Origin of the sequence: Hymenobacter aranciens, from assembly GCF_030580865.1 — a bacterium.
Lineage (GTDB): Bacteria > Bacteroidota > Bacteroidia > Cytophagales > Hymenobacteraceae > Hymenobacter > Hymenobacter aranciens.
In genome coordinates this window covers 150,824-176,755 of the sequence record NZ_JAUQSY010000008.1, presented here as the reverse complement: position 1 = coordinate 176,755, position 25,932 = coordinate 150,824, and the positions used below count along the sequence as shown (strand labels likewise).

Here is a 25,932-nt window from a genome sequence, read left to right as displayed (position 1 = left end):
ACCCGATGAAACCGCACCTCCTGCTCCTTCACGGGGCGCTGGGCACCGCCCGGCAACTCCAGCCGCTGGCCGAAAACCTGGCCGACCTGGCCACTGTGCACACGATGGATTTTGCCGGGCACGGCGGGCAGCCGCTGGTGGCAGAAGATTTTGCTATGGCGCATTTTGCCAAGCAGGTAAAAGAGTTTATTGCCGCACTAAATGTGGGCCCGGTGCACGTGCTGGGCTACAGCATGGGCGGCTACGCGGCTCTGCTGGCGGCGCAGGAAACGCCCGAGCTGTTTGCCTCCATTACCACGTTAGGCACAAAATTCGACTGGAACCCAGCTTCGGCCGAGGCCGAAACCCGGTTTCTGGTGCCGGAAAAAATGGCGGCGAAAATCCCGGCTTTTGTGGAGCGGTTGGCGCAGTTTCACGCACCTACGCCCTGGGCGAAGGTGGTAGAAGCCACGGCGGTAATGTTGCGGCAATTGGGGCAAACGGCGCCCGTTTCGGTGACCCAGCTGGCGGCTACGAGGCTGCCCATTCAGGTATTGGTGGGCGATGCCGACCAGACGGCGGGGCCAGCAGCTTCGGAGGAATTTGCGCGGCAATTGCCCAACGCTACGTTTGCGCTGCTGGCAACTACGCCACATGCCTTAGAGCAGGTGCGGACTGGGGAACTACGCGAGTATTTGCAGCGCGTGCTGTAATAAAAAAGCCCGCTACTCGGCGGGCTTTTTTATTACAGTAGGTTTCGGGCGGCGGTCGGTAGTCAGCAGCACGGCCAGGGCGGTGAGCGACAGGCGCAGGAGCCATTTACTGGTGCGGCTCATCGGGAGGCAAAAATATCGGTGTGGTCGGTTACTTTCAGGTCGCAGTGGCCGCCGCCGGTATTCTCACCGCAGGTAGTGCCTACAATGCGCCCGTTTTCGAAATTAAAGAAGCAGGTGCTGCAGCCTATGCCACTGATGACGTAGCTTTCGGCGGTAGGGCTGAGGTAGTAAGTATTGTCGCCGGAGCTATTGAGCGGCAGGGCAATGGCCCGGAACATGCCGTTGCGCAGGCCCATGCCCACGAGAAAATAGGTGCCCGCTTCCTTGTCGACGCCCGGCGCTTTGCGCACCAGGATTTTGTCAATGACGGTGCCATCGTTGAAGTGACGAATAAAGGCGGCTGCCAGCTGCGCCTGCGGCATCTTGAAGACAGTGGCGCTGTCGGTTACCTGCGCTACCACGCGGGTTTCGGGGGCCGGAGCCACGTCGCCTTTGATTTTCGTGGGGCTGCCAAACTCACCCGCGTTGGGCTTCGAGGTTTCGCAGCTCATCAGCAGCAGCGTCAACAGCACGCTGAGCAAGCCAATGCCAAGCAGACGGGGAAGGAAGCTCATTTTTTTGGTGGTTAACGCTTAGTCGTTAACGGTTAATGAAAGTGGTTATTGCGTTGCTAAACGAACATTGACCACTAACCATTAAACCTAGCGCGGTTTGTAGTACTTACGCGCTTCGGGCAGCTCGCGTTGGATGCCGGCGATGCGCGTGCCGTTGGAGGGGTGAGTCGAGAGGAACTCGGGCGGCGAGGCGGCGCCTTCCTTGGCATCCATGCGCTGCCAGAAGGCCACGGCGCCGTCAGGGTTGTAACCGGCCATGGCCATGAAAATCAAGCCCAGATGGTCGGCTTCCGATTCCTGGTTGCGGCCGTATTTCAGCATCCCCAGCTGCGAGCCCACGCCGAAGGCCTGCAGGGCTAGCTGCTGGGTGGCGGGGGCATTGTTGGTGAGGGCCACCGAGAGGGCGGCGCCGCCCAATTGCTGCACGAGGCCCTGGCTCATGCGTTCGGAGCCGTGCTTGGCCACGGCGTGGGCTATTTCGTGCCCCATGACGACGGCCAGGCCGGTTTCGTCCTGCGTGATGGGCAGGATGCCGGTGTACACCGCCACTTTGCCGCCGGGCATGCACCAAGCATTTTGCTGGGCATCGTCCTTAATGACGTTAAACTCCCACTGGTAGCCGGCGAGCTGGTCGGAGGCATTTTGCTGGCGGAAATACGTTTCGACGGCCTGCTGAATGCGCTGGCCCACGCGCTTCACCATGGCGTTTTGCTGGGCGTCGGTCGAGAGCGGGCCTTTGGCAATGATTTCGCGGTATTGCGTGGTGGCCAGGCTGTTTATTTCGCCATCGCTGACGAGACTGAGCTGGCGGCGGCCGGTGATGGGCACCGTGGAGCAGGCCGCCAGCAGAGCCAGACCAGCCACGAGGGTGAGTTTGCGGAACATGACAAAAAGAGGATTTTAGAAAGGGGAGAGGGAGTTAAATCCGCCCGGTTTTAGCACGTTTAAGGCCAAAGCCGGGGACGGATTCAGGCTCCGCTATACGGCGGCGGGGCGGGTAAATGTTTACTTTGTAAGCCGGGCGACGGCACCCCCGCTCTATTGCCCGTATGGGATTGCAGGACAGAATTGCCTCTCCAAACGGCAAGCGCCAAGTCGCCAGGCCCCTAAGCCCCCAAGCTTCTTCTATGAAAATCATCTGCATCGGCCGCAACTACGCCGACCACATTGCCGAGCTGCACAACGAGGTGCCAACCGCGCCCGTCATTTTTATGAAGCCTGAAACGGCGCTGCTGCAACGCAACCAGCCTTTCTTCGTGCCCGATTTTTCGCAGGATATCCACCACGAGCTGGAACTGGTGCTGCGCGTAAGCAAAAATGGCAAGCACATCGAGGAGAAATTTGCCCACACCTACTTCGATGCCATCGGCCTGGGCATTGATTTCACGGCCCGCGACCTGCAAAGCGAGCTAAAGAAAAAGGGCCTGCCCTGGGAGCTGGCGAAGGCTTTTGATGGCTCGGCGCCTATTTCCACTTCCTTTAAACCAGTTGGGGAGTTCGCTGATTTGGCCAACATCAACTTTCACCTGGAGGTGAATGGCGAGGTGCGGCAGCGTGGCAATTCGAGCCTCATGCTGCACCCGTTTGCGAAGATTATCAGCTTTGTGTCGCAGTACATCACGCTCAAGATGGGGGATTTGATTTTCACCGGTACGCCCAGTGGGGTGGGGCCGGTGAAGGCCGGCGACCAGCTCAGCGGCTTTCTGGAAGGGGAGAAAATACTGGACGTGGCGGTGCGTTAGAACGTACCATCAGAACGTCATCCTGAGCGCAGCGAAAGGACCTCGCCCGCTTCGTTGAACGATAGTGCCAGAACGAATTTATAATTACTGCCGCGACCGGCGCGGGCGAGGTCCTTTCGCTGCGCTCAGGATGACGTTCCTTTTTTGCTACCTACTTGTGAGATTGAAAATAAGCTTCTTCAAAGAAAAACTAACCGTTCTACTCAGCCTGGCGGCGCTGGTATTTGCACTAAAATCAGCAGGCCAGGAGGCCGACTCCGCCGATGAAAAGCGGGCCCTGACCCTGGCCGACGTGGCCGGGGTCGGCGGGCGGCCCCTCATTGCGCCGGGGTACTATATGTTTCCCATCGCGCCGGGCAAACCGAACTTTCTGGCCGCCAGCATGGGCGAAATCCGGCCTAACCACTTCCACGGCGGGCTCGACATCAAGACTGGCGGCGGGGTGAACCAGCCCGTGTACGCGGCGGCCGACGGCTACATCTCGCGCATGAAGCAGTCGTCGTTTGGCTACGGCAACGTGCTCTACATCACGCACCCGAACGGGACGACGACGGTGTACGGGCACCTCAACGACTTTAAAGGCCCGGTGGCGGTCGAGATGCGCCGGCAGCAGTACGCGAAGCAGACCTACGAGCTGGAGCTGTTCTTCGAGAAAAATCAGTTTCCGGTGAAGCGGGGCGAGCTGGTGGCCCTGAGCGGCAACACCGGCGGCTCGGCCGGGCCGCATTTGCACTGGGAGGTGCGCGATGCGCAGGACCGGCAGTATAACCCGCTGCAGTGGGGCGGTTTCCCCGAAATTCAGGACCACGTGGCGCCCACCTGGCAGGCGCTGGCGGTGGAGCCGCTGGCCATCGAGTCGCGGGTGCAGGGCGTGTTTGAGAAGGCGCTGCTGGTGCCGCCGCTGCAGCCGGCGCCGGGCGCGGCCACCGTGTGGCCCGATACCATCCGCTGCTTCGGGCCGGTGGGGCTGCTGGTGCAGGGCTTCGATAGGTTCGACAATGCCTGGAACAAGAACGGCATCCAGCGGGTGACGGTGACGGTGAACGGCCGGCCATTCTACCAGCACGTGATTGATGCGGTGGGCTTCCCCACGGGCACCCGGCAAATCAGCAACTACATTGATTTCCTGTACTTCAAAACCAACGGCCGCACCCTGCAAAAGCTGTGGGTGGACGAGGGCAACGACCTGCCTATCTACACCGCCCCCACCAAGGGCCGCCTGAACGTGGAGCCCGGCAAGCTTTACACCATCGACATTACCCTGGCCGACTCCTATAAGAACGAAACGCCCATCCGGCTGGTGCTGCGCGGCGAGGAGGCCGGCTACTTCAAAACCACGTCGGCGGCGGTGAAGAAAACCGCCATCCGCTACGACATCATCCGCAACCTGCTCAAGGTAACCGTGGCCGACCCCGACACGGCCGCCGTGGTCGCCAACCTCACGCTGCTGCGCGACCACCGCCGCCTGGAGCTGCGCCCCAGCTACACCCGCCGTAGCGAGTCAGTGTACCTCTACGACCTGCGCGCCGGCCTGCCCGATTCGCTGCGCTTCGGCAGCATCACCAAGAAATTCGACCGGCAGGTGATGATTAAGGCGGGGGAGGAGGCCGGCTACACCACCAGCCGCCTGCACCTGGGTTTCGGGCCCGAAACGCTGTTCGACAACCTCTACCTGAGCACCAGCTACAAGCCCGAGCCCAGCGGCAGCGGCCTCTGGACGGTGGGCTCGGCCCTGGTGCCGCTCTACAAAACGATGTCGCTGACCCTGAAGCCCACCGCCGCGCCGGCCGACCCGCGCCGCTCGGCCATCTACAGCGTGGCGGCCAACGGCGGCCGCGCCTACGTGGGCGGCAAGTGGAACGACGACGGCAGCATCACGGCCGCCCTCAAACAGTTTGGCTGGTTCCGCATTCTCACCGATACCACGGCGCCCAAGGGCAGCCTCATCGGGCGGCCGGGCGGGCAGCTGCTGTTCAGCGTGGGCGACGATATGTCAGGCCTGGCGAGCTACCGGCTGCTCATCGGCGGGCAGTTCCGGCTGCTGCGCTACGAGCACAAGAAAGCTACTCTCTTCACCGTGGCCGGCGATACGCTGGGGCCGAAGCTGCGCGGCCCGGCGGAGCTGCGGCTGATGGACCAGGCCGGGAATGAGCGGGTAATTCCGCTGAGCTTGTAGGGGAGGGGCAGAACGAAACTCCCCTCCTTGGAAAGGAGGGGATGTGAGCGCCGAAGAGGCGCGAACGGGGGTGGTTCGCCCGTCCGCGCCGTCTGAACGAAAGCAGTAATAATATTTTTCCCCAGCGCCTAATTTTAAACCGAAAGCCCAACCGGCGCTAACGGCGCGACCGGGCGAACCACCCCCGTTTCAGCTGCGCTGAAACATCCCCTCCTTTCCAAGGAGGGGAGTTTGTCGTTCTTCCAAACCCTATACCCCCATGACCCTCACCCCCGGCCAGCCCGCCCCCGACTTCTCCGCCCCCGACCAGGATGGCAACCTCATCAGCCTGCACGCCCTGCGCGGTCACAAGGTAGCCCTCTACTTTTACCCCAAAGACGACACCCCCGGCTGCACCGCCCAGGCCTGCAACCTGCGCGACCACCACGAGGAGCTGACGGCCCGCAACATCAAAGTCATCGGCGTGAGCATCAACGACGGGCCGACGCACAAGAAATTCGCCCTCAAGTACGAGTTGCCCTTCCCGCTGCTCGTCGATACCGACAAAACCATTGCCGAGGCCTACGGCGTGTGGCAGGAAAAAAAGAACTACGGCAAAACTTACATGGGCACCGTCCGCACCACCTTCCTGATTGACGAGCAGGGCGTGATTGAGAAAATCATCAAGAAAGTAGACACCAAGGAGCACGCGGCGCAGCTGGTATAGCGTAGCCTTTTCGCGCTGAAACGGGGCTTTGTAACTTGTTGTAGCGCCCGTCGCGCAACGAAAAGGGCGTTGCGGAGCTCCGCAGCAGCCGTTTCGCGGCGCGCAGGTTATTGCGGAGGTCCGCAATCATTAAATTCATCTTGCGCGGGTCATTGCGGAGTTCCGTAACGCCTGTTTCGTCGTGCGCGGGTCATTGCGGAGCTCCGCAATGCCTGAATCCGTCGTGCGCGGGTTGTTGCGGAGCTCCGCAATACCTGTTTCGCCACGGGGGAGGCCATTGCGGAGCTCCGCCAGGCAAAGGTTAGGGCCGGGCAATAGGGATTCTTACCTTTGCCCATCTAACCCCCTCTCGCACCCTATATGCCTCAGACCGCCGACCGCAGCACCGCCGAACTCCAACAAATAGCCGCCCAGGTGCGGCGCGACATCGTGCGCATGGTGCACGCCGTGAACTCGGGCCACCCCGGCGGCTCGCTCGGCTGCACCGATTTGCTGGTGGCGCTGTACTTTAAAGTGATGCAGCACAACCCCACCAGCTTCAGCCTGGACGGGGTAGGGGAGGACTTGTTTTTCCTCTCCAACGGCCACATTTCGCCGGTGTTCTACTCGGTGCTGGCCCGCGCGGGCTACTTCCCGGTGAGCGAGCTGAGCACCTTCCGCAAGCTCGATTCGCGCCTGCAGGGCCACCCCACCACCCACGAGGGCCTGCCGGGCGTGCGCATCGCCAGCGGCTCGCTGGGCCAGGGCCTGAGCGTGGCCTGCGGCGCGGCCCAGGCCAAAAAGCTCAACGGCGACGACCGCCGCGTGTTCGTGCTCATGGGCGACGGCGAGCTCGAAGAAGGCCAAATCTGGGAAGCGGCCATGTACGCCCCCCACCACAAAATCGACAACCTCATTGCCGTCGTGGACCGCAACGGCCAGCAAATCGACGGCCCCACCGCCGAAATCGGCGGGCTCGGCGACCTGCGCGCCAAGTTCGAAGCCTTCGGCTGGCACGTGTTGGAGGCCGACGGCAACCAGTTCAGCACCCTGCTCCCGGCCCTCGAAGAAGCCGTGGCGGCCAGCGGCCAGGGCCGCCCCGTCATCATGCTCATGGATACCCAAATGGGCTACGGCGTTGATTTCATGATGGGCTCGCACAAGTGGCACGGCGTGGCGCCCAACGACGAGCAGCTGCAAAAAGCCCTGCAGCAGTTGTTGGTGGAGAATGCCAGCGACTATTAATCACTGATTTTAACTGATTGAATTGATTTCGCTGATGTAGGTCCGCGCTTTGTTACATTACCTTGCCCGATTTGAGGCGGGTTAATTCTTTTGCTGATGCTTCCTCGCTTCCTCACGCCCCGGTTTTTACTAGCCCCGAGATTGAATAATCGTCAGGCTCCCCCTCTCCGCAGGAGAGGGGGCCGGGGGGTGAGGTTGCTCGTCTGGGCCCTATTGCTGTTGCTGGGCTTCCAAACCGCCCACGCCCAAAACGCCCCGCCCGAAAAGCCCAAAGTCACCCGCATCCTGTTTCTGCTCGATGCCTCGGGCTCGATGATGGCCCCCTGGGAAGGCCAGCCCCGCTGGGAGGTAGCCAAGCGCATGCTGGGCAAAATGGTGGATTCGCTCAACTCCTACCCCAACCTGGAGCTGGGCCTGCGCGTGTACGGCCACCAGTTCCCGAACTCGGAAAAGAACTGCCAGGACTCGAAGCTCGAAGTATCTTTTGCCCCCAAAAACGCCGCCGCCATCAAGAAAAAGCTCACCGAGCTCAAGGCCCAGGGCAACACGCCCATCACCTACTCGCTGATGGAGTCGGCCAACGACTTCCCGACCGACAAGACCTCGCGCAACGTGCTGCTGCTAATCACCGACGGCCTCGAATCCTGCAACATGGACCCCTGCGCCGCCTCCATCGCCCTGCAGCGCAAGCACGTTTTCCTCAAGCCCTTTGTCATCGGCATCGGCGCGCAGCGCGACTTCGGCAAGCAGCTCGAATGCCTGGGCCAGTACTACAACGCCGCCGAGGTAAAAACCTTCCGCACGGTGATGAACGACGTGATTGCGAAAACGCTCTCCAAAACCACCGTGGCCGTGAACCTGACCGACGAAAACGGCCGCCCGGTAGAGTCGAACGTCAACATGACCTTCGTCAACAACGTGACCGAGCAGCCCGAGTACAACTACGTGCATTACCGCGACGCCCAGGGCAAAGCCGACGTGCTCGACATCGACGCCCTCCAAAGCTACGACCTGGAGATAAACACCGTGCCCCCGGTGCGCCAGAAGGACATCGCCATCAAGCCCGGCACCGCCAACGTGCTCACCTACAAAACCCCGCAGGGCACCATCTGGCTCAAGAATCCGCCCCTCACGCCCAACCCCTACGGCAACAACATGCAGGCCGTGGTGCGCACGCCCGGCCGCGCCACCGTCACCTCCCTCACCTACGGCACCCGCCAGAAGCTGCTGGCCGGCAACTACGAAGTCGAAACCCTCACCCTGCCGCGCACCGTGCAGCGCCTCACCCTCAAGCAGGGCCAGGAGCTGGCCATCACCTACGAATCGCCCGGCACCCTCAACATCACCTCCGACCTCAAAGGCTTCGGCAGCATCTACCAGCTCAACGACGACGAATCCCAAACCTGGATTTACAACCTGCCCGAAGCCAGCACTAAAATTAACCTGCCCATGCAGCCGGGGGCCTACCGAATTGTATTCCGCAGCAAAAATGCCAATGGTAGCAAGTTCACGGCGGTGAAGAATTTTACCATCAGAAGCGGGCAGACGACGTCAGTTAGCATCTTCTAGTAAGGCAGAACGAAAAACTCCCCTCCTCAGAAGAGGAGGGGATGTGAGGCGCGAAGAGCGCCGAACGGGGGTGGTTGAAACGCCAGAACGAAACCCGAACGACGCAGTAATCTCAAAGAAATGGAGCACATCAACAATCTCCCGCACAAACAAGATGACCGCCGCCAACTCCGCAACCGCTTAACCTCCGCTGAAGCCGTTCTCTGGAATAACCTAAAAAACGCCCAATTAGAAAATCGGAAATTCCGCCGCCAGCATAGCATCGGCGAATACATCCTGGATTTTTACTGCCCCGAAGAAAAACTAGCCGTGATTTTTACTGCCCCGAAGAAAAACTAGCCGTGGAACTGGATGGCGCGGGCCACTTCGACGTGAGCGGCAACCTGCACGATGATGCCCGCACCAGTTATCTGGCCCAGTTTGGAATTGTAGTTTTAAGATTTGAAAATAAAATGGTTTGGTCGGCTTTGGATGGCATTTTACTGGAAATAAGCCGGCATTTTAAAGTGCGGTAATGCCCCTAGCGGCGCGACCGGGCGAACCACCCCCGTTTCAGCTGCGCTGAAACATCCCCTCCTTTCCAAGGAGGGGAGTTTGACGTTCTAACACTCCTCACACCTCATGAAAGACTTCCCCTACACCGAATCAAAAGACACCCGCTCGGGCTTCGGCGCCGGCCTGCACGAGCTGGGCAAAACCAACCCTAACGTAGTCGCCCTCTGCGCCGACCTCATCGGCTCGCTCAAGATGGACGCCTTCAAAAAGGACTTCCCCGAGCGGTTCTTCCAGGTCGGCATCGCCGAGGCCAACATGATGGGCGTGGCCGCGGGCCTCACCATCGGCGGCAAGATTCCCTTCACCGGCACCTTCGCCAACTTCAGCACCGGCCGCGTCTACGACCAGATTCGCCAGAGCATTGCCTACTCCGATAAGAACGTCAAAATCTGCGCCTCCCACGCCGGCCTCACTCTGGGTGAAGACGGCGCCACCCACCAGATTCTCGAAGACCTGGGCCTAATGAAAATGCTGCCCGGCATGACCGTCATCAACCCCTGCGACTACAACCAGACCAAGGCCGCCACCATCGCCATCGCCGACCACCACGGTCCGGTGTACCTGCGCTTCGGCCGCCCCGTGGTGCCCAATTTCACCCCCGCCGACCAAACCTTTGAAATCGGTAAAGCCGTGCTGCTCAACGAAGGCACCGACGTGAGCATCTTCGCCACCGGCCACCTCGTGTGGAAGGCCATCCTGGCCGGCCACCTGCTGGCCGAGCAGGGCATCAGCGCCGAAATCATCAACATCCACACCATCAAACCCCTCGACGAAGCCGCCGTACTCGCCTCGGCCCGCAAAACCCGCTGCGTGGTAACGGCCGAGGAGCACCAGCGCCACGGCGGCCTCGGCGACAGCATCGCCCAGCTGCTGGCCCGCCAGGAGCCCCTGCCCCTCGAAATGGTAGCCGTCAACGACTCCTTCGGCGAAAGCGGCACCCCCGACCAGCTCATGCAGAAATACGGCCTCACCGAAATGGACGTGGTGCGCGCCGCGAATGACGTGCTGAAGCGGAAGAAGTAAGCCGGGCACTTTTGCCCTTGCGGCTGCGTATCTTTCTTACATCTTCAACTGCCTGACCTATGGAAATCGTACTGGAAGTACCGGACAAGGACGCCGCCCGCGTGCTGGAGCTTATCAAGGGCATCAAGCGGGTGAAGGTGAAGTCAGCTCAGCCCCAAGATTCCTTATTGATGCAAGAGCTGCGTGAAGCGGGTGAAGACTTGCGCCGACTCAAAAAGGGCGAGGAAGTGAGTCGCCCGGCCCGGGAACTGCTTAACGAGTTGTAGCGTGGCTTTTCAGGTTCGCACCATCTCGCCGTTTGACCGGCAGTTGAAGCGACTGGCGAAAAAATACGTTTCGCTACGTAGCGAGTATGCTGCCTTGCTGGATGAACTTGAGCAAACGCCTACGCTTGGTACAGGTATCGGCCATAATTGCTACAAAATTCGCCTTAGCATTGCCAGCAAGGGCGGCGGCAAGAGCGGTGGCGCCCGCGTCATCACCTACGTGCAAGTAGTAGGCGAAACGGTGTATCTACTGGCGATGTACGACAAGAGCGAGCAAAGCAGCATCAGCGACCAAGAGGTGCTGCGGTTGCTGGGGATGTTGGAGTAAACACCTTCGGCGAAAGCGGCACCCCCGACCAGCTCATGCAGAAATACGGCCTCACCGAGATGGACGTGGTGCGCGCCGTGAATGACGTGCTGAAGCGGAAGAAGTAAGACCAGTTACAATGCAAAAGCCCCCGCAGCTTCTGAAGTTGCGGGGGCTTTCACTTTTATAAGGGCTCAACGCAATTAAAGGCTTGCGCAAGTCATCTTGTTTATCCAGTGGAAATAGTTGTGTTTGTCTTGCTGTAAAAGTTCATCATATTTCTGTGGGTCTGCATTAGGCAAATCCCAGTCCTCAAAAGACAACGGAGTTTCGGCAAAATAGATGACATCACGATAGTCACCGCAAGCTGTTTCTACTAAGCTTTCAAGAAGCCCAGGATGATTAGGGTTGTCATATACTAGTTTCAGGATGGCAAGTCGGATTCTATCAGGAACTGGCTGCCATGACTCTCGGCCATACTTTTTCAATTTTTCTTCGACCTCTGCTCGCTCAGCTGGTTTTGGGAACATTGCTCTCAATACCAGGGGCAGCACTTGCTCATAATTGATTTCCATGTTGCTAATCTAATGCCTCTAAAACGAACTGGTGCTTAGAAGCAAAGACGTATAGCTTACAAAGAGGAACTGCTATAATAAGCGAAAGACAACGCTAGTAATATTGGCTGGATAATTAAACTTCTGTCTCGCGGTACTATCAAACTCACAGTTTATCCTTTCCCCCGTTTGGAAGACCACGAAATCCTCGCCAAGTTTCAGCACCCCGCCAGCCGCAACCTGGCGTTTAACCAGCTCGTGCGCAAGTACCAGAGCAAGGTGTACTGGCACGTGCGCAAGATGGTGGTGGACCACGACGACGCCGACGACCTCACCCAGGACGTGTTCGTGAAGGTGTGGAAGCACCTCGAAAACTTCCGCCAGGATGCCCAGCTCTTCACCTGGATTTATCGCATTGCCACCAACGAGTGCCTGAGCTTCCTGAGCAGCAAGCGCCGCAAGTTCCTGCTGCCGCTCAACGACGTAGGTGCCGAGCTGGCCGCCAAAATCGAAGCCGACCCCGCCGTGGCGGGCGACGAAGTGGAACTGAAGCTGCAACGCGCCATCCTGCGCCTGCCCGACAAGCAGCGCCTCGTCTTCAACCTGCGCTACTACGACGAGATGCCCTACGAGCAGATGGCCGAAGTCACCGGCACCAGCGTGGGCGCCCTCAAAGCCAGCTACCACCACGCCGTGAAGAAGGTGGAAGAGTACGTCACCCAACACAGCCTGGAATAAGCCCCGAAGTTTTTCTGCCGCCCCATTAAACGCGGCTCCCGATTATTCATCCAAGCATCATGAACAAGCCCTTCAAGCTCGATGAGCACCCCCGGCGGCCCCGCCCGCTGCTGAGTGAGCCGCCCGCCGGGTATTTCGACCAGCTGCCCACCCGCGTGATGGCCCGCCTGCCCCGCGCCGAGCAGCCTGCTATTACAAGCTGGTCTTGGCTGCTGCAGTTGCCCGCCAGCCTGCGCACCGGCCTGGCTACTATGCTAGTGATGGGCGGTTTCGCCGCTTCATTTTGGTGGAGCAACCCAGCGCATTCAGCCACTACTGCCTCGCTCGACTCCGTGCCCCAAACCCAGCTCGTAAACTACCTGCTGAACAGCGGCGCCCGCGTCGAAAGCACCGATTTGGCCGTGCTGGCCGCCGCCCATCCCGAGCTGCCCGGCACCTTTCTGCACGCCTCAGATGAGGAGCTGACCGATGCCTTGGACGCCCAGCCGGCCGACGAATCCGTTTATTTCTAATAGCTTCCACTATCCCCACCCAATGCCCCGTCTCCCTTCTATTTGCCGCCTGACTGCCGTAGCGGTGCTATTGCTCGCCGCGCCGCTAGCCCAGGCCCAGGGCCGCCAGCCCGGCCGCCCCGGCGGCCGCCTCACCCAAATCGAAAACGCGAAAATTGCCTTCATCACCAACCGCATTTCGCTGACCCAGGAGCAAGCCCAGAAATTCTGGCCCATCTACAATGAGTTCTCGGCCCGTCGCCGTGAGCTGAACCGCAACACCCGCCTGCTGCGCCGCGACATCACGCCCGACATGACCGACGCGCAAATCCGCGACAACATCACCCAGTCATTCACTGGCCGCCAGCAGGAGTTGAACCTCGAAAAAGAGTACTTCGAGAAATTTCAGAAAGTCATCAGCCTGCGCCAAGTGGCCCAACTGCTGAACGCCGAGCGGGATTTCACCAAGGAAGTTATCAAGCGCGTAGCCGACCGGCGCAGCGGCACCTCTATCGGGCTGGACGACTAACTCCCGCTTTCTCCTGAGCTATGAAATAAAGCAGTCGCTGCCCCCGCAGCGGCTGCTTTATTTTTGTTGATAATGTAGCGCGGACTTTGTAGTCCGCGAGTATGAACGTTCTGACTCGCGGACTACAAAGTCCGCGCTACTTAATCCGACAAATCCGTGGTTCAGACATCCCGCCAGCTCTTCCTCCGCCATCAGGCCCAAACCTCTGATTTTCCACTATTGCTGGAAATCGAGCGCGCTGAAGGCGTGTACATGTACGCCCCCGACGGCCGCCGCTACCTCGACCTCATCGCTGGCATCGGCGTCAGCAACGTGGGCCACCGCCATCCCAAAGTGCTGGCCGCCATCCAGGCCCAGCTCGACAAGTACCTGCACCTGATGGTGTACGGCGAGCTGGTGCAAGCCGCCCCCGCCCAGCTGGCCGAAGCCCTGCACCAGACCCTGCCGCCGCGCCTCGACTCCGTGTATTTTACCAACTCCGGCGCTGAGGCCATCGAAGGCGCGCTGAAGCTGGCCAAGCGCCACACCGGCCGCACCGAGCTGATTTCCTTTGTGAATGCCTACCACGGCTCTACGCACGGTGCCATGTCCGTCACGGGCTCCGAGCATTTCAAAAATAGCTACCGTCCGCTGCTGCCCGACGTGCGCCACCTGCGCTACAACGAGCTGGCTGATTTGGAATTAATTGCCGAGCACACGGCCGCTGTGGTAGTCGAAACTGTGCAGGGTGAGGCGGGCGTGCGCGTGCCTGCCCCCGGCTACCTGCCCGCCCTGCGCCAGCGCTGCACCGAGGTCGGTGCGCTGCTCATTCTCGATGAAATCCAGTGCGGCTTCGGGCGCACCGGCAGCTTCTGGGCTTTTGAGCAATTCGGCATCGAGCCCGATATTCTGGTGTGTGCCAAGGGTATGGGTGGCGGCATGCCTATCGGCGCATTCATCGCGCCGCAGGAAATTATGGCCGGTTTCAAGACCAATCCCATTTTGGGCCATTGCACCACCTTCGGCGGGCACCCGGTGAGCTGCGCGGCTTCGCTGGCCACGCTGCGCGTTATTCAGGAGGAAAAACTGGCTGAGGGCGTGGCCGAAAAGGCGGCGCGGTTTCGGCGGCAGCTGGTGCATCCGGCCATTCGGGAAGTGCGCGGCTGCGGGCTGCTGATGGCCGTAGAGTTTGAGTCGTTCGAGGTGCTGAAGCCGATTATCGACTACGCGCTGGCTCACGAGGGTATTCTCACTGACTGGTTTTTATTCTGCGATAATTCGTTGCGGCTGGCTCCACCGCTGACTATTTCAAAAAAGGAAATTGATGAAGCCTGTGCGGCACTGCTGCGGGCGGTGACGGCCTGCGTCAGCTAGCATTTTAAAAAAGAACGTGTCATGCTGAACACAGTGAAGCATGACACGTTCTTTTTTAAAATGCTGTCCGTTAGTGATGCGGTATCTCGTTGTAATTCAAGAAAGACAGGCTTTCTTCCTTGATGCGGTCCTGCGACAGGCCGTCTTTCACGCCCTGCGAGATTTTACGCACCAGCACGCCCACAATGGCTTTGCGGAAGCCCAGCTTCTCAGCCATCATGATGCAGAAATCCATTTCCGTTTCGTCCACAATGCCGTCGGCCAGCATCATGTTGATGAGGTCGAAAATCTGGTCGAAGCGGTCGGAGTCGTTGGTAGGCAGGTGGGTAGGGGCAGTTTTGCTGCCGCTCACCAGAGCCTGCACGTCGGAGGCGCTGATGCCGTTTTTCTTGCCTACGGCGAGGATGAAGTTCATCTCCCGGGCGTCGATGTGGCCGTCAGCTTTGGCAAGAGCGGCCAGGTTGGCCAAGTGGCTCTTGATTTTCTTGGTCTGCTCATTCTCGAAAAAACCAAACATGGCACGGTGGGATTAAGGGGTGAGTATTAAGAGTGACGGCCTTGCGCCGATTCGGCGGTAAGGTACAGGAAAATTCGGCTTTCCTGCATATACTATCTACGAAAACGGGTAAAAAAAAGATAAAGCTCAACCGAAGATTGTTGAGTTGGCTGAATTAGGTTTATTAAGCGGAAAAGTGCCAACTTTGCGAGGTTTGAACCGCATTCAGGCAGCCGAAACAGGCTTTAGATTTTGACGATGAAGAGAATTGCAGTTTTTACGAGTGGTGGCGACGCGCCGGGCATGAATGCCGCCATCCGGGCGGTAGTGCGCACGGCCACTTATCACGGCATCGAGGTGTATGGCATCATGCGCGGCTATAGCGGCATGATTAAGGGGGAGTTCGTGAAGCTGGATTCGGCCTCGGTGTCGAACACGGTGCAGAAGGGCGGCACGATTCTGAAATCGGCCCGTAGCCAGAAATTTATGACCAAGGAAGGCCGCAAAGAAGCCTTCGACCAGCTCGTGAACCACGGCATTGAGGGCCTGGTGGCCATCGGCGGCAACGGTACCTTCACCGGTGCCATGATTTTCGAGGAAGAGTTCGGCATTCCGACTGTGGGCGCGCCGGGCACCATTGATAACGACCTGTTCGGCACCGACTATACCATCGGTTACGACACAGCCGTGAACACGGCCCTGGAGGCCGTGGACAAAATCCGCGATACCGCCGACTCGCACGACCGCTGCTTCTTTATCGAAGTAATGGGCCGCGACTCGGGCTACATTGCCATTCCCTGCGCCATCGGCGGTGGGGCCGAAATCGTGATGGTGCCCGAAACGCAGATGAGCGAGGAAGCCGTTATCGAAACGCTGCAGAATGGCTGGAAGCGCTCCAAAACCTCGTTCATCGTTATCGTGGCCGAGGGTGAAAAGGAGGGCAACGCCCACCACGTGGCCGCCTCGGTAAAAGCCGCCATCCCGCAGCTCGACACCCGCGTGACTATCATCGGCCACATCCAGCGCGGTGGCTCGCCCACCGCCGCCGACCGCCTGCTGGGCTCCCAAATCGGCATTGCCGCCGTGGAAGGCCTCATGAACGGCATGCGCAACGTGATGGCCGGCATCGTGGACCGCAAGCTGGTGTACACGCCGTTCAGCGACACGATTTACAAGAAAAAGCCCATCAACCAAAGCTTCATGCGGATGGTGGAAATCCTGAGCGTGTAAGGCTTTGGAGAAAGCTAAAAGAGCGTCATGCTAAACGCAGTGAAGCATGACGCCTGTGATAGTAACTCTTTTAAATTGAGTTTGCTACTGCTGGCGTCATGCTTGACTGCGTTTAGCATGACGTTCTTTTTTAACCCAGATTTACCCACTCGTACTCCGCATCGCGCCGCAGCCAGGTAAGCTGGCGCTTGGCGTAGTGGCGGGTATTGCGCTGGAGCAGGCGCACCGCCTCGGCCCAGTCGTATTCACCGTCGAGGTAGCCGAAAATTTCCTGGTAGCCCACCGTCTGCAGGGCGTGGTGGTGGCGGTAGGGCAGCACGCTTCTGACCTCGTCGAGCAGGCCGGCGGCTAGCATCTGCTCCACGCGTAGGTTAATGCGCTGGTACAGCTCTTCGCGCTCGCGGGTCAGGGCCACCTTCACCACGCGAAAGGGACGTTTGTCGGCCTCGGCAAACCCCTGCTTGTGGTAGCTGGAGAAGGGCCGGCCGGTGCCACGGGTGATTTCCAGCGCCCGCACCACACGCTGGTGGTTCTGCCGGTCGATGCGGGCGTGAGTGACGGGGTCAGTTGCGGCCAGCTCGGCTACCAGGGCGGGCAGGCCGTTGGTGGCTAGCTCCTCGAGGATTTGGGCGCGAACTGTGGGTGGCACGCTGGGTAACTCATCCAGCCCATCGGTGACAGCCTGCAGGTAAAGGCCCGAGCCGCCGGTAAGGATGACGACGGGGTGCTTTTTAAACAGCTCATCCAGCAAAGCCAGCGCATCGGCGGCGTAGCGGCCGGCGCTGTAATCTTCCTGAATGCTGTGACTGTCGATAAAATGATGGGGAATGCCCTGCATTTCCTCCGGCGTGGGCTTGGCCGTGCCAATGCTCAGCTCGCGGAAAAACTGACGCGAGTCGGCCGATACGATTTCGGTGCCGAGCTGCTGGGCCAGCTGCACGCAGAGGGCCGTTTTGCCCACGGCCGTGGGACCAGCAATGGTGAGCAGCACCGGACGCGGGTCAGCAGGGCTGGTGACCAGCTGGTTAAGAATATATTGAGGAAGCAGGGGAGGGGCAGGCATGCCAGAGCTTGTAGTACAAAAACGCTCTAAGGACCGAGCGAAAGTATAAAAAGGTTATGGCCGGTGTTGATTGAGTAGCTTGTCATACAAGCCCACGAGCACCTTTTCCTCGTGCTGCCAGCTTAGTTGCGGGCGGGCGCGGCGGCAGTTTTCGGCCAAATAGTGGTAGCGGGCGGGCTCGTCGCGGAGCAGGCGGTTGAGGGCGGCGGCCAGGGTGGCAGGCCGCAGGTCGGGCACCAGCTCGGCTACGTCGAACTGCTCGTTGAGGGCGCGGTACTCGGGAAAGTCAATAAGCACCTGCGGAATGCCGGCGTGCACGTAATCGAAGAACTTATTGGCCAGTGAGTAGTAGTAGCTCAGGCCGATATTTTCGAGCAACATGATGCCCAGGCTGGCCTGCCGCGTGACTTCGCGCAAGGCCTTGGGCAGCACGTAGCCCCGAAACTCCACTTGGCCCGAAGCCAGCAGCCCCAGCCGCTCGGCGCGGGCACGCAGGTCGGCCGAGAGGTCGCCCTCGCCGCAGACGACTAGGCGGCCCGCCACCAGGGGCATGGCGTCGAGCAGGGCTTCGAGGCCGCGGCCCATGTTGAGGGCGCCCTGGTAGAGGATGTAGCCGCCGGGCGGCGCGGCGGTGGGGGCGGGAGGGAGCTGCTCGTCGCGCAGGCGGCTCACGTTGCGCACCACGGCGAAGGGGCGGCCGTAGCGCTGCTCAAACACCCGCGCCAGCGCCGGCCCCACTGTGTAAGCCAGCCGGGCGCGGGGCACGATGAAGCGCTCGACCCAGCGCCACACGCGCTGCACGGCGGGGCGGGCCACCACCTCGGGCACCTCGGTAAACAACTCGTGGGCATCGTACACCAGTGGCTGGCCGCCGAGGCGGGCACGCAGCCACACCGGCAGGGCCGTGTCGAGGTCGATGGCGCACCAGGCGGCGGCGCGCTGGCGCAGTAAATAAAAAAGCAGCCGCAGGTTGAATTCTACGTAAAAGGCTTTGCCGTGCTGAAACCAGCCGCGCAAGCGGTGCTGCTGATAGGGCTGCGGCGTGAGCGGCGGTGAGACCGGGCGCTGCCAGCCCACCAGCGTAACGTGGTAGCCAGCCGCCGCCAGGCTACCGCAGATGCGCTGCATGCGCTGGTCGTAGCACAAATCGGTGGTGACGGCGAAAAGCAGATGCGGCGCGGGCGAAGGTCGCACGAGGGATTTGGACGCGGGCGGGGCGTTATGTTTGGTCAAATTTACGTCAGCGCGGCCCGGCCGCCGCTGGTTTTCGCAGGAAGTTAGGTTGGCTTATGAGTGAACATTCGACTGATTTCGGCGTCCGGCCCCTGGCCCCTACGGCGGCCGAGGTACTGCAGCAGCAGGGGCTGCTGTTTGTACTGCTCGATACCAAAGGCCGCGTGGTGGAAGCCAACGAGGTTTTCTTGCGCCTGACGGGCTACGCCGCCGAGGAGGTGCTGGGACAGAGCTACCACGATATGTTTCTGCCGGCTGCCGAGCGCGAGCTGCGCCGGCAACTCATGCACGAGAGCCTGGTGCACCAGCAGTTGCGCGAGACTTACGAGCGCGTGGTGATGACGCGGGCCGGCCACCCCTGCCTGGTGCGCTGGCAGGGCAACTTCATGCGCGACGCCAGTGGAGACGTCAGCGGATTCTGGCTGAGTGGCGAGGCCGTGACCGCTCACGGCACAGCCCCACAGGCCCTGAAGGACGACGATACCCACCTCCAGGATTTTCTCGACAACGCCCAGGATTTGGTGCAGCACCTGAGCGCCGACAACAAATTCTTGTTCGTAAACAAGGCCTGGAAGGAAAAGCTGGGCTATACTGATGAGGAACTGGCCACCCGCACGCTGGCCGATATCGTGCATCCCTATTATAAGGCAAAGCTGCTCTATCAGCTGCGCAACCTCTATGATGGTGAGCCGGTGAACAAGGTTGAAACGGTATTTCTGACCAGTGCGGGCAAGCCTGTTCACCTCATCGGCAGCATGAGCGTGGTGCGCGAGCACGGCCAGCCCATCAGCAGCCGCGCCATCCTGCACGATATCACCGACCGCATCCGGGCCGAGCGGCTGCAGAAAGTGTATTACAGTATTGCCAACTTAGCAATTAGTGCCAAGGATTTGCCCAGCCTTTACGGGGCTATCCACCGCGAGCTGAGCAAGATTATTGAGACGAGCAACCTGTTTATTGCGCTGTGTGACGAAGGACGCACGCAGCTGCAGTTCGTGTATCACGTCGACCAGTACCCGCACCAGCACTCGCAGTCGGTGCGGCCGTATTCGTCGGGGGTGTCGGAGTACATTATTGAGGGCGGGCAGCCGCGCTCACTCTCGCGCGCCGACCTGCAGCAGCTGGTGCGCAAGGGCGAAATAACGGCCTACGGCCTGGTGCCGGAGGTGATGCTGGCCTCACCGCTGAGCATCGGCGACCGCATCATCGGGGCTATTGCCGTGCAGGACTACCAGCGCGCCGATGCCTACGAGCCGGGCGACCTCGACGTGCTGCACTTCATCTCGAATCAGATTGCGCTGGCCATTGAGCGCAAGCGCAATGAAGAGCAAATTAGTAAGCAGAACGCCCGCCTTAACGCTATTTTCGAGAGCGGCTCGCACCTGATGTGGACCGTGGACATGCGCGGCCGCCTGGCCTCGTTCAACCGCAACTACGCGGCCTTTTTCCGGCGCCGCAATGGCGTGTTTCCGACCCGCAACCTCAACCTGCGCGAGGCCGACCTCGCCCGTATGGAGCAGGAAGCCCGCGACCTGTTTCTGCGCCACTACGAAGCCGCCGCCAAGGGCGACCCGCAACGCTTTGAGGTGCGCATGCGCGACGCCCGCGGGCAGGATTTGTGGACCGACGTGCATTTGAACCCCATTTACCAGGGCGACGGCTCGTTTGAGGAGATTTCGGCCATTGCGCACGACATCACCGAGCAGAAAAACGCCCAGCTGGCGCTGGAGGCGCAGGAAGAAAAATTCCGCTCCATCTTCGAGTCGTTCCAGGATATTTACTACCGCACTGATGACCAAGGATTAATGGTTATCGTTAGTCCGTCGGTGCGCGAAGTGCTGGGCTACGACCCGGCCGAAGTAGTGGGACGCCCGGTACTTGATTTTTACTACGACCCTGCTGATAGCGCCGGCCTATCCGAGGAAATCCGCCGCCTGGGCGGGCTGCGCAACTACGAAACCCGCATGCGCCACAAGGACGGCCATCCGGTGAATGTGCTCATCAGCGCCCGGGTGTGGGCGGGCGCTACCAAAGGCACCGAGGGCATTGCCCGCGATGTGACCGAAATGCGGCAGATTGAGGACGATTTGCGCCTGGCCAAGGAGGAAGCTGAAGCTGCCCTGGAGGCCAAAACGCAGTTTCTGGCCAACATGAGCCACGAGCTGCGCACGCCCATGAACGGCATCATCGGCATGATTGACCTGCTCGACCAGACCGTGGATACCGACGAGCAGGTGGAATACGTGGACACGCTGCGCAAGTCGTCCGACGCCCTGCTGACCATCCTGAACGATATTCTGGATTTGTCTAAAATTCAGGCTGGTAAGCTGCAGATGCACAACGTGGCGCTGGAGTTGCGCGCCGTGATGGAGCGCATCCGCTCGCTGTTTATCTACCGGGCCGAGCAGAAGAAAATCCGGTTTACTTACCACATCACGCCGCACACCCCGCGCTTCGTGCAAACGGACGAAATCCGCCTGCTGCAAATTTTGTCGAACCTCGTGGCCAATGCCATCAAGTTCACCAACGAGGGCACGGTGAGTATCGTGGTGTCGTCGGTGAGCACTGACGGCGAGAACCATACGTTGCGCTTTGCCGTGCAGGACTCCGGCATCGGCATTTCGGCCAAGGATGCCGCGCTGCTCTTCACCAGCTTCACGCAGCTCGATACCACGCCCAGCAAGGCCTATGGCGGCACTGGGCTGGGCCTGGCCATCAGCAAGCAGCTGGCCGAGCTGCTGGGTGGCGAGATTGGCGTGATTTCCGACATCGGCGAGGGCAGCGTGTTCTGGTTTACCATTCGCTGCCGCGAGGTGCGGGCCGAAGACATGCCCACTGCCGCCCCGGTGCGCGAGGGCGTACCGCGCCCCTTCACGGTGGCGCCGAAAGTGCTGCTGGTCGATGACAACGCCATCAACCAGAAGGTAGGTTTGCGCCTGCTGGGCAAGCTGGGCTGCGTGGTAGATGTGGCTGCCGACGGCCCCGAAGCCATTGCCCGCGCTACCGCCATTAACGCCCGCTACGACATGATTTTCATGGATATCCAGATGCCAGACATGGACGGTGTGACGGCTACCCGTGCCATTCGGGAGCGGCTGGGCGAGCACTGCCCGCCCGTGGTGGCCATGACGGCCTACTCGATGCAGGAAGACGCCGGCCGCTTCATGCGCCAGGGCCTCGATGACTACGTGGGCAAGCCCGTCAAAAGCCGCCACCTCTACGATGTGCTGCACCGCTGGCTGCGCCCCCGCGAAAAAGCGGTGGCCGAAATCGCCACTGCCGTGACGCCTGAAACGGCGCCGTCAGCTCTCCCGGTTGCCAACGCGGCTCCGCCCGCGCCAACTACCGAAAGCGCGCCCGCCAAAGCTGCGGTCAAATCGTCTCTAGCCACGCCGCCGCTGCCTACCCTCGACGCCGCCGTGCTGCGCCAGCTGCTGGAACTGGGTGGCCTGGAGTTCACTATGGAGCTGTACCAGGAATTCGAGCAGGAGGCCGGACAGTTGCTGCGCGACGCGGCCCCGCAGGTGGCGGCGGGCGACTATATGGCCCTGCTACCCATGCTGCACCAGCTCAAAGGCACGGCTGCTACGCTCGGCGGCACGGCCCTCGCCACGCAGGCCCGCCACCTCGAACACCGCCTCAAAGACGATAAACCGCAGGACACGCCCGACGGATTTCGTTTGCTGGAACATTACTTTGTAGCATTCGTAGCCGAATACCCACTCGCCGTGGCGGCTGCGGCCAAACTCCTGCCTGCCTGATTTCATCCTCGCCCACACCCTCAACCATCCCCCGCATGTCCGCCGAAAACGCTACTAAAACCATTCTCATCGCCGAAGACAGCTCGGTGATTCTCAATCTGACCCGCAAAATTCTGGAACTCCAGAAGTACAAAATCGTGCTGGCCAAAAACGGTGGCGAGGTGCTCAAGCAGCTCGAAGCAAATCCGATTGACTGCGTACTGCTGGACATCAATATTCCGGTGAAGGACGGTATGACCTGCGCCCGCGAAATCCGCAAACACCCCGATGCCCGCATCAAGCAGCTGCCCATCATCGCCATCACCGGCAATGCCAACAACTACACGATGGAAGAATTCCGCAACGCCGGCATCACCGACTACCTGCCCAAACCGCTCGATTTCGACGCCCTGGTACGCGTAGTGAAGCAGTATATCGGCTAGCGCCGTAATTATGAGTTATGAATTACGAATTATGAGTTGATTCTACATCGCATCAGCTTATTTGTCTTGCTTGTGCTTTTGTGACTAATTCATAATTCGTAATTCATAACTCATAATTAAAACGCAGTGACCATCACATTCCTCGGTACCGGCACTTCCTCGGGCGTCCCCATGATTGGCTGCACCTGCAACGTGTGCCGCTCCCTCGACCACCGCGACAAGCGCCTGCGCACGGCCATTCACATCAATGTGGACGAGCGTAGCCTGGTCATCGACACTGGCCCCGACTTCCGCCAGCAGATGCTGCGCGAGGGCATCGTGCAGCTTGATGCCCTGCTGTTTACCCACGAGCACAAGGACCACACCGCCGGCCTCGACGACATTCGGGCTTTCAACTACCGGCAGGGGCACGACATGCCCGTATTTGCCGAGCCCCGCGTGCTCGACCAACTGCGCACCGAATTCGCCTACATTTTCGCTGAGCACAAGTACCCCGGCATCCCCCGCGTGGTGTTGCACCCCATCGAGCGCGACGATGCGCCCTTCGACTTGCTGGGCCTGCCCGTGCAGCCCCTGCGCGCCCTGCACCACCGGCTGCCCGTGCTGGGCTTCCGCATCGGCGATTTCTGCTATGTTACCGATGCCAACCACCTCAGCTCCGAAACCTTAGAGCAGATGCGTGGGGCGAAAGTGATTGTACTCAATGCCCTGCGCCGCGAGGAGCATATTTCGCACTTCACGCTTAGCCAGGCGCTGGAAATCCTGGCCGATTTGCAGCCCGAGCGCGCTTACCTCACGCACATCAGCCACCAATTGGGCCGGCATCAGGAGGTGGAGGCAGAGTTGCCAAGCTGGGTGCGGGTGGCGTATGATGGGCTGAAAATCAATTTGAACTAATGTGGCTGCTGCCTTGGCTGACTGAACAATACGTTTCACCATTGCCGCCGGCCGAACTACTGCTCCGGCTCCAGCAGCATGCGGCCAAACGGCAAGCGTTGGAAGCGCGCCCAGTAACTTTTTTTCTGGGCACCATCGGTGAGGCTTCGTTTAAGCTGCGGCGTAATAGCTGGTTCAACACGAGCCCCTTGCTGATTGGCCGGGTAAGTTCCGACCCGGCTACTGCGGGTAGCGTGTTGTGGCTGCGGTATCGCGCTCATTCTGTGCAGCTGGTATTGGAGCTGGGGCGACTACTATTTACCTTGTGGCTGATGATTGTAACTGTTCGTTCAATCGGCGCCAGCACCAATCCAGTGGTTTGGCTTTTCATGAGTGGCTTCATTCTTTTCCTAGTGTTGCCACAACTATTGTTTCGGCGGGAGGTGCGTAAGTATCGGGCTTTCCTTACGACAATGCTGCACCTTGTGCCTGCGAACTAATTAACTAATGCACACCAACTATTATTTCCTGCGCCAGCTGGCCCCGGCCCTCTCCGAGCGGCTGCGCGGCTACCGCGTCGCCACGTGCTTCTCGCAGGAAAAAGACGAGCTGGTTATCGGCCTCACCGACGGCGGTGCCGAGTTTTGGCTCAAGGTACAGTTGGGCGCCAACTTTCCCGCCCTGGCCCTGCCCGAAACCTTCCAGCGGGCTCGCGCCAATTCCGTCGATTTATTCCCAGACTTGCTCGGTGAGCAATTGGAAAGCGTGGCCGCTTGGCCTTTCGACCGGGTGCTGCAGATTAATTTCAGAAGCGGTGCCCGGCTGGTTTTCAAGCTCTACGGTCCGCGCCCCAACGCTATTTTCCGCCTCACGCCCGAAGCGCCGGCCCAGCTTTTCCAGCAAAAGCTGCTGGCCGACGCCGACTTGCGCCCCGCGCCCCCCAAAGCGGCCGATGAAAACCCCGCCGTCGACCCGCTCAAGCGCCACCCCGCGCTGGCCGACCTGCCCGCCCGCTACCTCCGCGCCCAAGGCTATGAAGCCGCGCCCGCCGATGCCCGCCCGCGCCTAGTAAACCAGCTGCTGGCCCAGCTGGAAACGCCCGCGCATTACTACATCATTCAATACGAAGGCCGCACCCGCCTGAGTTTGCTGCCGCTGGGCGACATCCTCGAAACCTTCCCCGGCACCGCCCCCCTTGCCGCCCTGCGCCGCTTCGTGCCCATGGCCCTGGGCCGCCGCGCCCTCGAAACCGAGCTGCGCCAAGTGCGCCAAACCTTGGAGCGCCGCGCCGACGAAGCCAGCAGCGCTGCCACTCATGCCCGTCAGCGCCTGCACGCCTTGGCCCACGAAGCCGGCTACCGCAACATCGCCGACCTCATCATGGCGCACCTGCACGAAATCAGGCCCGGCGCCACCCAGCACGAAGTCGTGGATTTCTACACCGGCGAGCCGCGTACCATCAAGCTAAAAGCGAACGAAAAACCCCAGAAAACCGCCGAAAACCTCTACCGCAAAGCCAAAAACCAGCAAATCGAAGAGCGCCAGCTTACCGAGCGCATCGCCCGCCGCGAGGCCGAAGCCTTCTTCGCCCTGGAGCGCCTCGAAGAGCTCGACACCCAGCCCGCCCTGGCCGAGCTGCGTGGCCTGCGCACCTGGCGTAAGCTCCACGGCCTCGACCCCGCTCAGGCAGCTGCGCAAGCCGCCCGCGAGCTACCGTTCAAGGTTTTCGAAGACCGTGGCTTCACCATCCTCGTCGGCCGCAACTCGGCCAACAACGACCTGCTTACCCAGAAATACGCTCACAAAGACGACCTCTGGCTGCACGCCAAGGACGTAAGCGGCTCGCACGTCGTCATTCGCCACAAGGCGGGCCAAACTATCCCGGAGCCCGTGATAGAGCACGCCGCTCAGCTAGCCGGCTGGTACTCGCGCCGCCAGCACGATTCGCTGTGCCCGGTGACGGTGACGCCCAAAAAGTTCGTGCGCAAGCCCAAAGGCGCGTTACCCGGGCAGGTGGTAGTGGAGCGCGAAAAGGTGGTGCTGGTGAAGCCAGGGAATCCGTTTGAAAAAGAATAGCACGTGTACCCCAAATTGGAAATTTGGGGTACACGTGCTAAAACGAAAAAGCCTGCTGAAAAGCAGGCTTTTTCGTTTTGCGTGCGCGCGGGGAGATTCGAACTCCCACACCCGAAGGCACCACCCCCTCAAGATGGCGTGTCTACCAGTTTCACCACGTGCGCAAAAGGCAA

27 protein-coding genes, 1 tRNA gene and 1 pseudogene are annotated in these 25,932 nt (G+C 60.4%); 22 read left to right on the top strand and 7 right to left on the bottom strand.

The window, feature by feature from the left end:
- Window positions 1-5: 5 nt before the first annotated feature.
- A complete protein-coding gene (locus Q5H93_RS13475) occupies window positions 6-692 on the top strand; it encodes an alpha/beta fold hydrolase (protein WP_305007069.1) in 687 nt (228 codons plus the stop codon).
- Between the two features lie 119 nt (window positions 693-811).
- On the opposite strand, the gene Q5H93_RS13470 is transcribed toward Q5H93_RS13475, so the two are convergent.
- Both Q5H93_RS13470 and Q5H93_RS13465 read right to left on the bottom strand, forming a co-directional pair.
- Window positions 812-1,369, bottom strand: a complete 558-nt coding sequence (locus Q5H93_RS13470) for a hypothetical protein (protein WP_305007068.1) — start codon at window positions 1,367-1,369, stop codon at window positions 812-814.
- Between the two features lie 87 nt (window positions 1,370-1,456).
- Entirely contained in the window at window positions 1,457-2,254 is a 798-nt protein-coding gene (locus tag Q5H93_RS13465; protein WP_305007067.1) for a M48 family metallopeptidase, read from the bottom strand.
- Window positions 2,255-2,496: 242 nt separating this feature from the next.
- On the opposite strand from Q5H93_RS13465, the gene Q5H93_RS13460 reads away from it, so the two are divergent.
- The 11 genes and pseudogenes from Q5H93_RS13460 to Q5H93_RS13410 all read left to right on the top strand — a co-directional run.
- Entirely contained in the window at window positions 2,497-3,111 is a 615-nt protein-coding gene (locus Q5H93_RS13460) for a fumarylacetoacetate hydrolase family protein (RefSeq protein WP_305007066.1), read from the top strand.
- Between the two features lie 157 nt (window positions 3,112-3,268).
- Complete coding sequence (locus tag Q5H93_RS13455) at window positions 3,269-5,287, top strand: M23 family metallopeptidase (RefSeq protein WP_305007065.1); 2,019 nt, start codon at window positions 3,269-3,271, stop codon at window positions 5,285-5,287.
- Between the two features lie 259 nt (window positions 5,288-5,546).
- Window positions 5,547-5,993, top strand: coding sequence for a thioredoxin-dependent thiol peroxidase (bcp, locus tag Q5H93_RS13450; protein ID WP_305007064.1), 447 nt, complete (start codon window positions 5,547-5,549; stop codon window positions 5,991-5,993).
- 360 nt (window positions 5,994-6,353) lie between these two features.
- On the top strand, window positions 6,354-7,217 hold the full coding sequence (locus Q5H93_RS13445; protein WP_305007063.1) for a transketolase: 864 nt from the start codon (window positions 6,354-6,356) through the stop codon (window positions 7,215-7,217).
- Between the two features lie 219 nt (window positions 7,218-7,436).
- A complete protein-coding gene (locus Q5H93_RS13440; protein ID WP_305007062.1) occupies window positions 7,437-8,786 on the top strand; it encodes a vWA domain-containing protein in 1,350 nt (449 codons plus the stop codon).
- A gap of 120 nt (window positions 8,787-8,906) precedes the next feature.
- Entirely contained in the window at window positions 8,907-9,125 is a 219-nt protein-coding gene (locus Q5H93_RS13435; RefSeq protein WP_305007061.1) for an endonuclease domain-containing protein, read from the top strand.
- Window positions 9,126-9,127: 2 nt separating this feature from the next.
- Window positions 9,128-9,301 (top strand): DUF559 domain-containing protein, encoded by a 174-nt coding sequence (locus tag Q5H93_RS13430; protein ID WP_305007060.1) that lies wholly within the window; start codon window positions 9,128-9,130, stop codon window positions 9,299-9,301.
- A gap of 106 nt (window positions 9,302-9,407) precedes the next feature.
- Window positions 9,408-10,364: a transketolase family protein gene (locus Q5H93_RS13425; protein ID WP_305007059.1), complete on the top strand. Its 957-nt coding sequence runs from the start codon at window positions 9,408-9,410 to the stop codon at window positions 10,362-10,364.
- A gap of 59 nt (window positions 10,365-10,423) precedes the next feature.
- A complete protein-coding gene (locus Q5H93_RS13420; protein ID WP_305007058.1) occupies window positions 10,424-10,630 on the top strand; it encodes a hypothetical protein in 207 nt (68 codons plus the stop codon).
- A gap of 1 nt (window position 10,631) precedes the next feature.
- Window positions 10,632-10,958, top strand: coding sequence for a type II toxin-antitoxin system RelE/ParE family toxin (locus Q5H93_RS13415; protein WP_305007057.1), 327 nt, complete (start codon window positions 10,632-10,634; stop codon window positions 10,956-10,958).
- A pseudogene (locus Q5H93_RS13410) lies at window positions 10,949-11,065 on the top strand (transketolase family protein); the annotation flags it as partial. The gene Q5H93_RS13415 and the pseudogene Q5H93_RS13410, both read left to right, overlap by 10 nt.
- A 75-nt stretch (window positions 11,066-11,140) precedes the next feature.
- Here the strand turns inward: Q5H93_RS13410 and Q5H93_RS13405 are convergent.
- Window positions 11,141-11,512 carry a hypothetical protein gene (locus Q5H93_RS13405; RefSeq protein ID WP_305007056.1) on the bottom strand — a complete coding sequence of 124 codons (372 nt, stop codon included), beginning with the start codon at window positions 11,510-11,512 and terminating at the stop codon, window positions 11,141-11,143.
- 168 nt (window positions 11,513-11,680) lie between these two features.
- Between Q5H93_RS13405 and Q5H93_RS13400 the strand changes: the two genes are divergently transcribed.
- The 4 genes from Q5H93_RS13400 to Q5H93_RS13385 all read left to right on the top strand — a co-directional run bounded on the left by Q5H93_RS13400 (window position 11,681) and on the right by Q5H93_RS13385 (window position 14,602).
- Window positions 11,681-12,229, top strand: a complete 549-nt coding sequence (locus Q5H93_RS13400) for an RNA polymerase sigma factor (protein WP_305007055.1) — start codon at window positions 11,681-11,683, stop codon at window positions 12,227-12,229.
- Window positions 12,230-12,288: 59 nt separating this feature from the next.
- Window positions 12,289-12,741 (top strand): hypothetical protein, encoded by a 453-nt coding sequence (locus Q5H93_RS13395; RefSeq protein ID WP_305007054.1) that lies wholly within the window; start codon window positions 12,289-12,291, stop codon window positions 12,739-12,741.
- Between the two features lie 22 nt (window positions 12,742-12,763).
- Complete coding sequence (locus tag Q5H93_RS13390; protein WP_305007053.1) at window positions 12,764-13,249, top strand: hypothetical protein; 486 nt, start codon at window positions 12,764-12,766, stop codon at window positions 13,247-13,249.
- Window positions 13,250-13,405: 156 nt separating this feature from the next.
- Complete coding sequence (locus tag Q5H93_RS13385; RefSeq protein ID WP_305007052.1) at window positions 13,406-14,602, top strand: aspartate aminotransferase family protein; 1,197 nt, start codon at window positions 13,406-13,408, stop codon at window positions 14,600-14,602.
- Window positions 14,603-14,672: 70 nt separating this feature from the next.
- On the opposite strand, the gene Q5H93_RS13380 is transcribed toward Q5H93_RS13385, so the two are convergent.
- Window positions 14,673-15,119, bottom strand: a complete 447-nt coding sequence (locus Q5H93_RS13380; RefSeq protein WP_305007051.1) for a TerB family tellurite resistance protein — start codon at window positions 15,117-15,119, stop codon at window positions 14,673-14,675.
- 237 nt (window positions 15,120-15,356) lie between these two features.
- On the opposite strand from Q5H93_RS13380, the gene pfkA reads away from it, so the two are divergent.
- Window positions 15,357-16,328 carry a 6-phosphofructokinase gene (gene pfkA / locus Q5H93_RS13375; protein ID WP_305007050.1) on the top strand — a complete coding sequence of 324 codons (972 nt, stop codon included), beginning with the start codon at window positions 15,357-15,359 and terminating at the stop codon, window positions 16,326-16,328.
- A gap of 130 nt (window positions 16,329-16,458) precedes the next feature.
- Here the strand turns inward: pfkA and miaA are convergent, their stop codons facing one another.
- Window positions 16,459-17,391 (bottom strand): tRNA (adenosine(37)-N6)-dimethylallyltransferase MiaA, encoded by a 933-nt coding sequence (gene miaA, locus Q5H93_RS13370; protein WP_305007049.1) that lies wholly within the window; start codon window positions 17,389-17,391, stop codon window positions 16,459-16,461.
- 54 nt (window positions 17,392-17,445) lie between these two features.
- A complete protein-coding gene (locus tag Q5H93_RS13365; RefSeq protein WP_305007048.1) occupies window positions 17,446-18,585 on the bottom strand; it encodes a glycosyltransferase in 1,140 nt (379 codons plus the stop codon).
- A gap of 95 nt (window positions 18,586-18,680) precedes the next feature.
- On the opposite strand from Q5H93_RS13365, the gene Q5H93_RS13360 reads away from it, so the two are divergent.
- The 5 genes from Q5H93_RS13360 (at window position 18,681) to Q5H93_RS13340 (ending at window position 25,759) form a co-directional block, all read left to right on the top strand.
- Complete coding sequence (locus Q5H93_RS13360; protein WP_305007047.1) at window positions 18,681-22,385, top strand: PAS domain S-box protein; 3,705 nt, start codon at window positions 18,681-18,683, stop codon at window positions 22,383-22,385.
- Window positions 22,386-22,420: 35 nt separating this feature from the next.
- Window positions 22,421-22,807, top strand: a complete 387-nt coding sequence (locus tag Q5H93_RS13355) for a response regulator (RefSeq protein ID WP_305007046.1) — start codon at window positions 22,421-22,423, stop codon at window positions 22,805-22,807.
- A 126-nt stretch (window positions 22,808-22,933) separates the two neighbouring features.
- Window positions 22,934-23,704: an MBL fold metallo-hydrolase gene (locus Q5H93_RS13350; RefSeq protein WP_305007045.1), complete on the top strand. Its 771-nt coding sequence runs from the start codon at window positions 22,934-22,936 to the stop codon at window positions 23,702-23,704.
- The gene (locus Q5H93_RS13345) at window positions 23,704-24,183 is read left to right on the top strand and encodes a hypothetical protein (RefSeq protein ID WP_305007044.1); all 480 of its coding nucleotides are present in this window, start codon (window positions 23,704-23,706) and stop codon (window positions 24,181-24,183) included. Before Q5H93_RS13350 ends, Q5H93_RS13345 begins: the two co-directional genes overlap by 1 nt.
- 7 nt (window positions 24,184-24,190) lie before the next feature.
- Window positions 24,191-25,759, top strand: a complete 1,569-nt coding sequence (locus tag Q5H93_RS13340) for an NFACT RNA binding domain-containing protein (RefSeq protein ID WP_305007043.1) — start codon at window positions 24,191-24,193, stop codon at window positions 25,757-25,759.
- Between the two features lie 82 nt (window positions 25,760-25,841).
- Here the strand turns inward: Q5H93_RS13340 and Q5H93_RS13335 are convergent.
- Window positions 25,842-25,923, bottom strand: a tRNA-Leu gene (locus Q5H93_RS13335).
- Window positions 25,924-25,932: the final 9 nt, after the last annotated feature.

Bases quoted from the DNA above. Each gene is read 5' to 3' on its own strand.
- Q5H93_RS13475 (WP_305007069.1), top strand. From the start codon at position 6: ATGAAACCGCACCTCCTGCTCCTTCACGGGGCGCTGGGCACCGCCCGG.
- Q5H93_RS13470 (WP_305007068.1), bottom strand. From the start codon at position 1,369: ATGAGCTTCCTTCCCCGTCTGCTTGGCATTGGCTTGCTCAGCGTGCTG.
- Q5H93_RS13465 (WP_305007067.1), bottom strand. From the start codon at position 2,254: ATGTTCCGCAAACTCACCCTCGTGGCTGGTCTGGCTCTGCTGGCGGCC.
- Q5H93_RS13460 (WP_305007066.1), top strand. From the start codon at position 2,497: ATGAAAATCATCTGCATCGGCCGCAACTACGCCGACCACATTGCCGAG.
- bcp (WP_305007064.1), top strand. From the start codon at position 5,547: ATGACCCTCACCCCCGGCCAGCCCGCCCCCGACTTCTCCGCCCCCGAC.
- Q5H93_RS13445 (WP_305007063.1), top strand. From the start codon at position 6,354: ATGCCTCAGACCGCCGACCGCAGCACCGCCGAACTCCAACAAATAGCC.
- Q5H93_RS13435 (WP_305007061.1), top strand. From the start codon at position 8,907: ATGGAGCACATCAACAATCTCCCGCACAAACAAGATGACCGCCGCCAA.
- Q5H93_RS13425 (WP_305007059.1), top strand. From the start codon at position 9,408: ATGAAAGACTTCCCCTACACCGAATCAAAAGACACCCGCTCGGGCTTC.
- Q5H93_RS13420 (WP_305007058.1), top strand. From the start codon at position 10,424: ATGGAAATCGTACTGGAAGTACCGGACAAGGACGCCGCCCGCGTGCTG.
- Q5H93_RS13405 (WP_305007056.1), bottom strand. From the start codon at position 11,512: ATGGAAATCAATTATGAGCAAGTGCTGCCCCTGGTATTGAGAGCAATG.
- Q5H93_RS13395 (WP_305007054.1), top strand. From the start codon at position 12,289: ATGAACAAGCCCTTCAAGCTCGATGAGCACCCCCGGCGGCCCCGCCCG.
- Q5H93_RS13390 (WP_305007053.1), top strand. From the start codon at position 12,764: ATGCCCCGTCTCCCTTCTATTTGCCGCCTGACTGCCGTAGCGGTGCTA.
- Q5H93_RS13380 (WP_305007051.1), bottom strand. From the start codon at position 15,119: ATGTTTGGTTTTTTCGAGAATGAGCAGACCAAGAAAATCAAGAGCCAC.
- pfkA (WP_305007050.1), top strand. From the start codon at position 15,357: ATGAAGAGAATTGCAGTTTTTACGAGTGGTGGCGACGCGCCGGGCATG.
- miaA (WP_305007049.1), bottom strand. From the start codon at position 17,391: ATGCCTGCCCCTCCCCTGCTTCCTCAATATATTCTTAACCAGCTGGTC.
- Q5H93_RS13360 (WP_305007047.1), top strand. From the start codon at position 18,681: ATGAGTGAACATTCGACTGATTTCGGCGTCCGGCCCCTGGCCCCTACG.
- Q5H93_RS13355 (WP_305007046.1), top strand. From the start codon at position 22,421: ATGTCCGCCGAAAACGCTACTAAAACCATTCTCATCGCCGAAGACAGC.
- Q5H93_RS13345 (WP_305007044.1), top strand. From the start codon at position 23,704: ATGTGGCTGCTGCCTTGGCTGACTGAACAATACGTTTCACCATTGCCG.
- Q5H93_RS13340 (WP_305007043.1), top strand. From the start codon at position 24,191: ATGCACACCAACTATTATTTCCTGCGCCAGCTGGCCCCGGCCCTCTCC.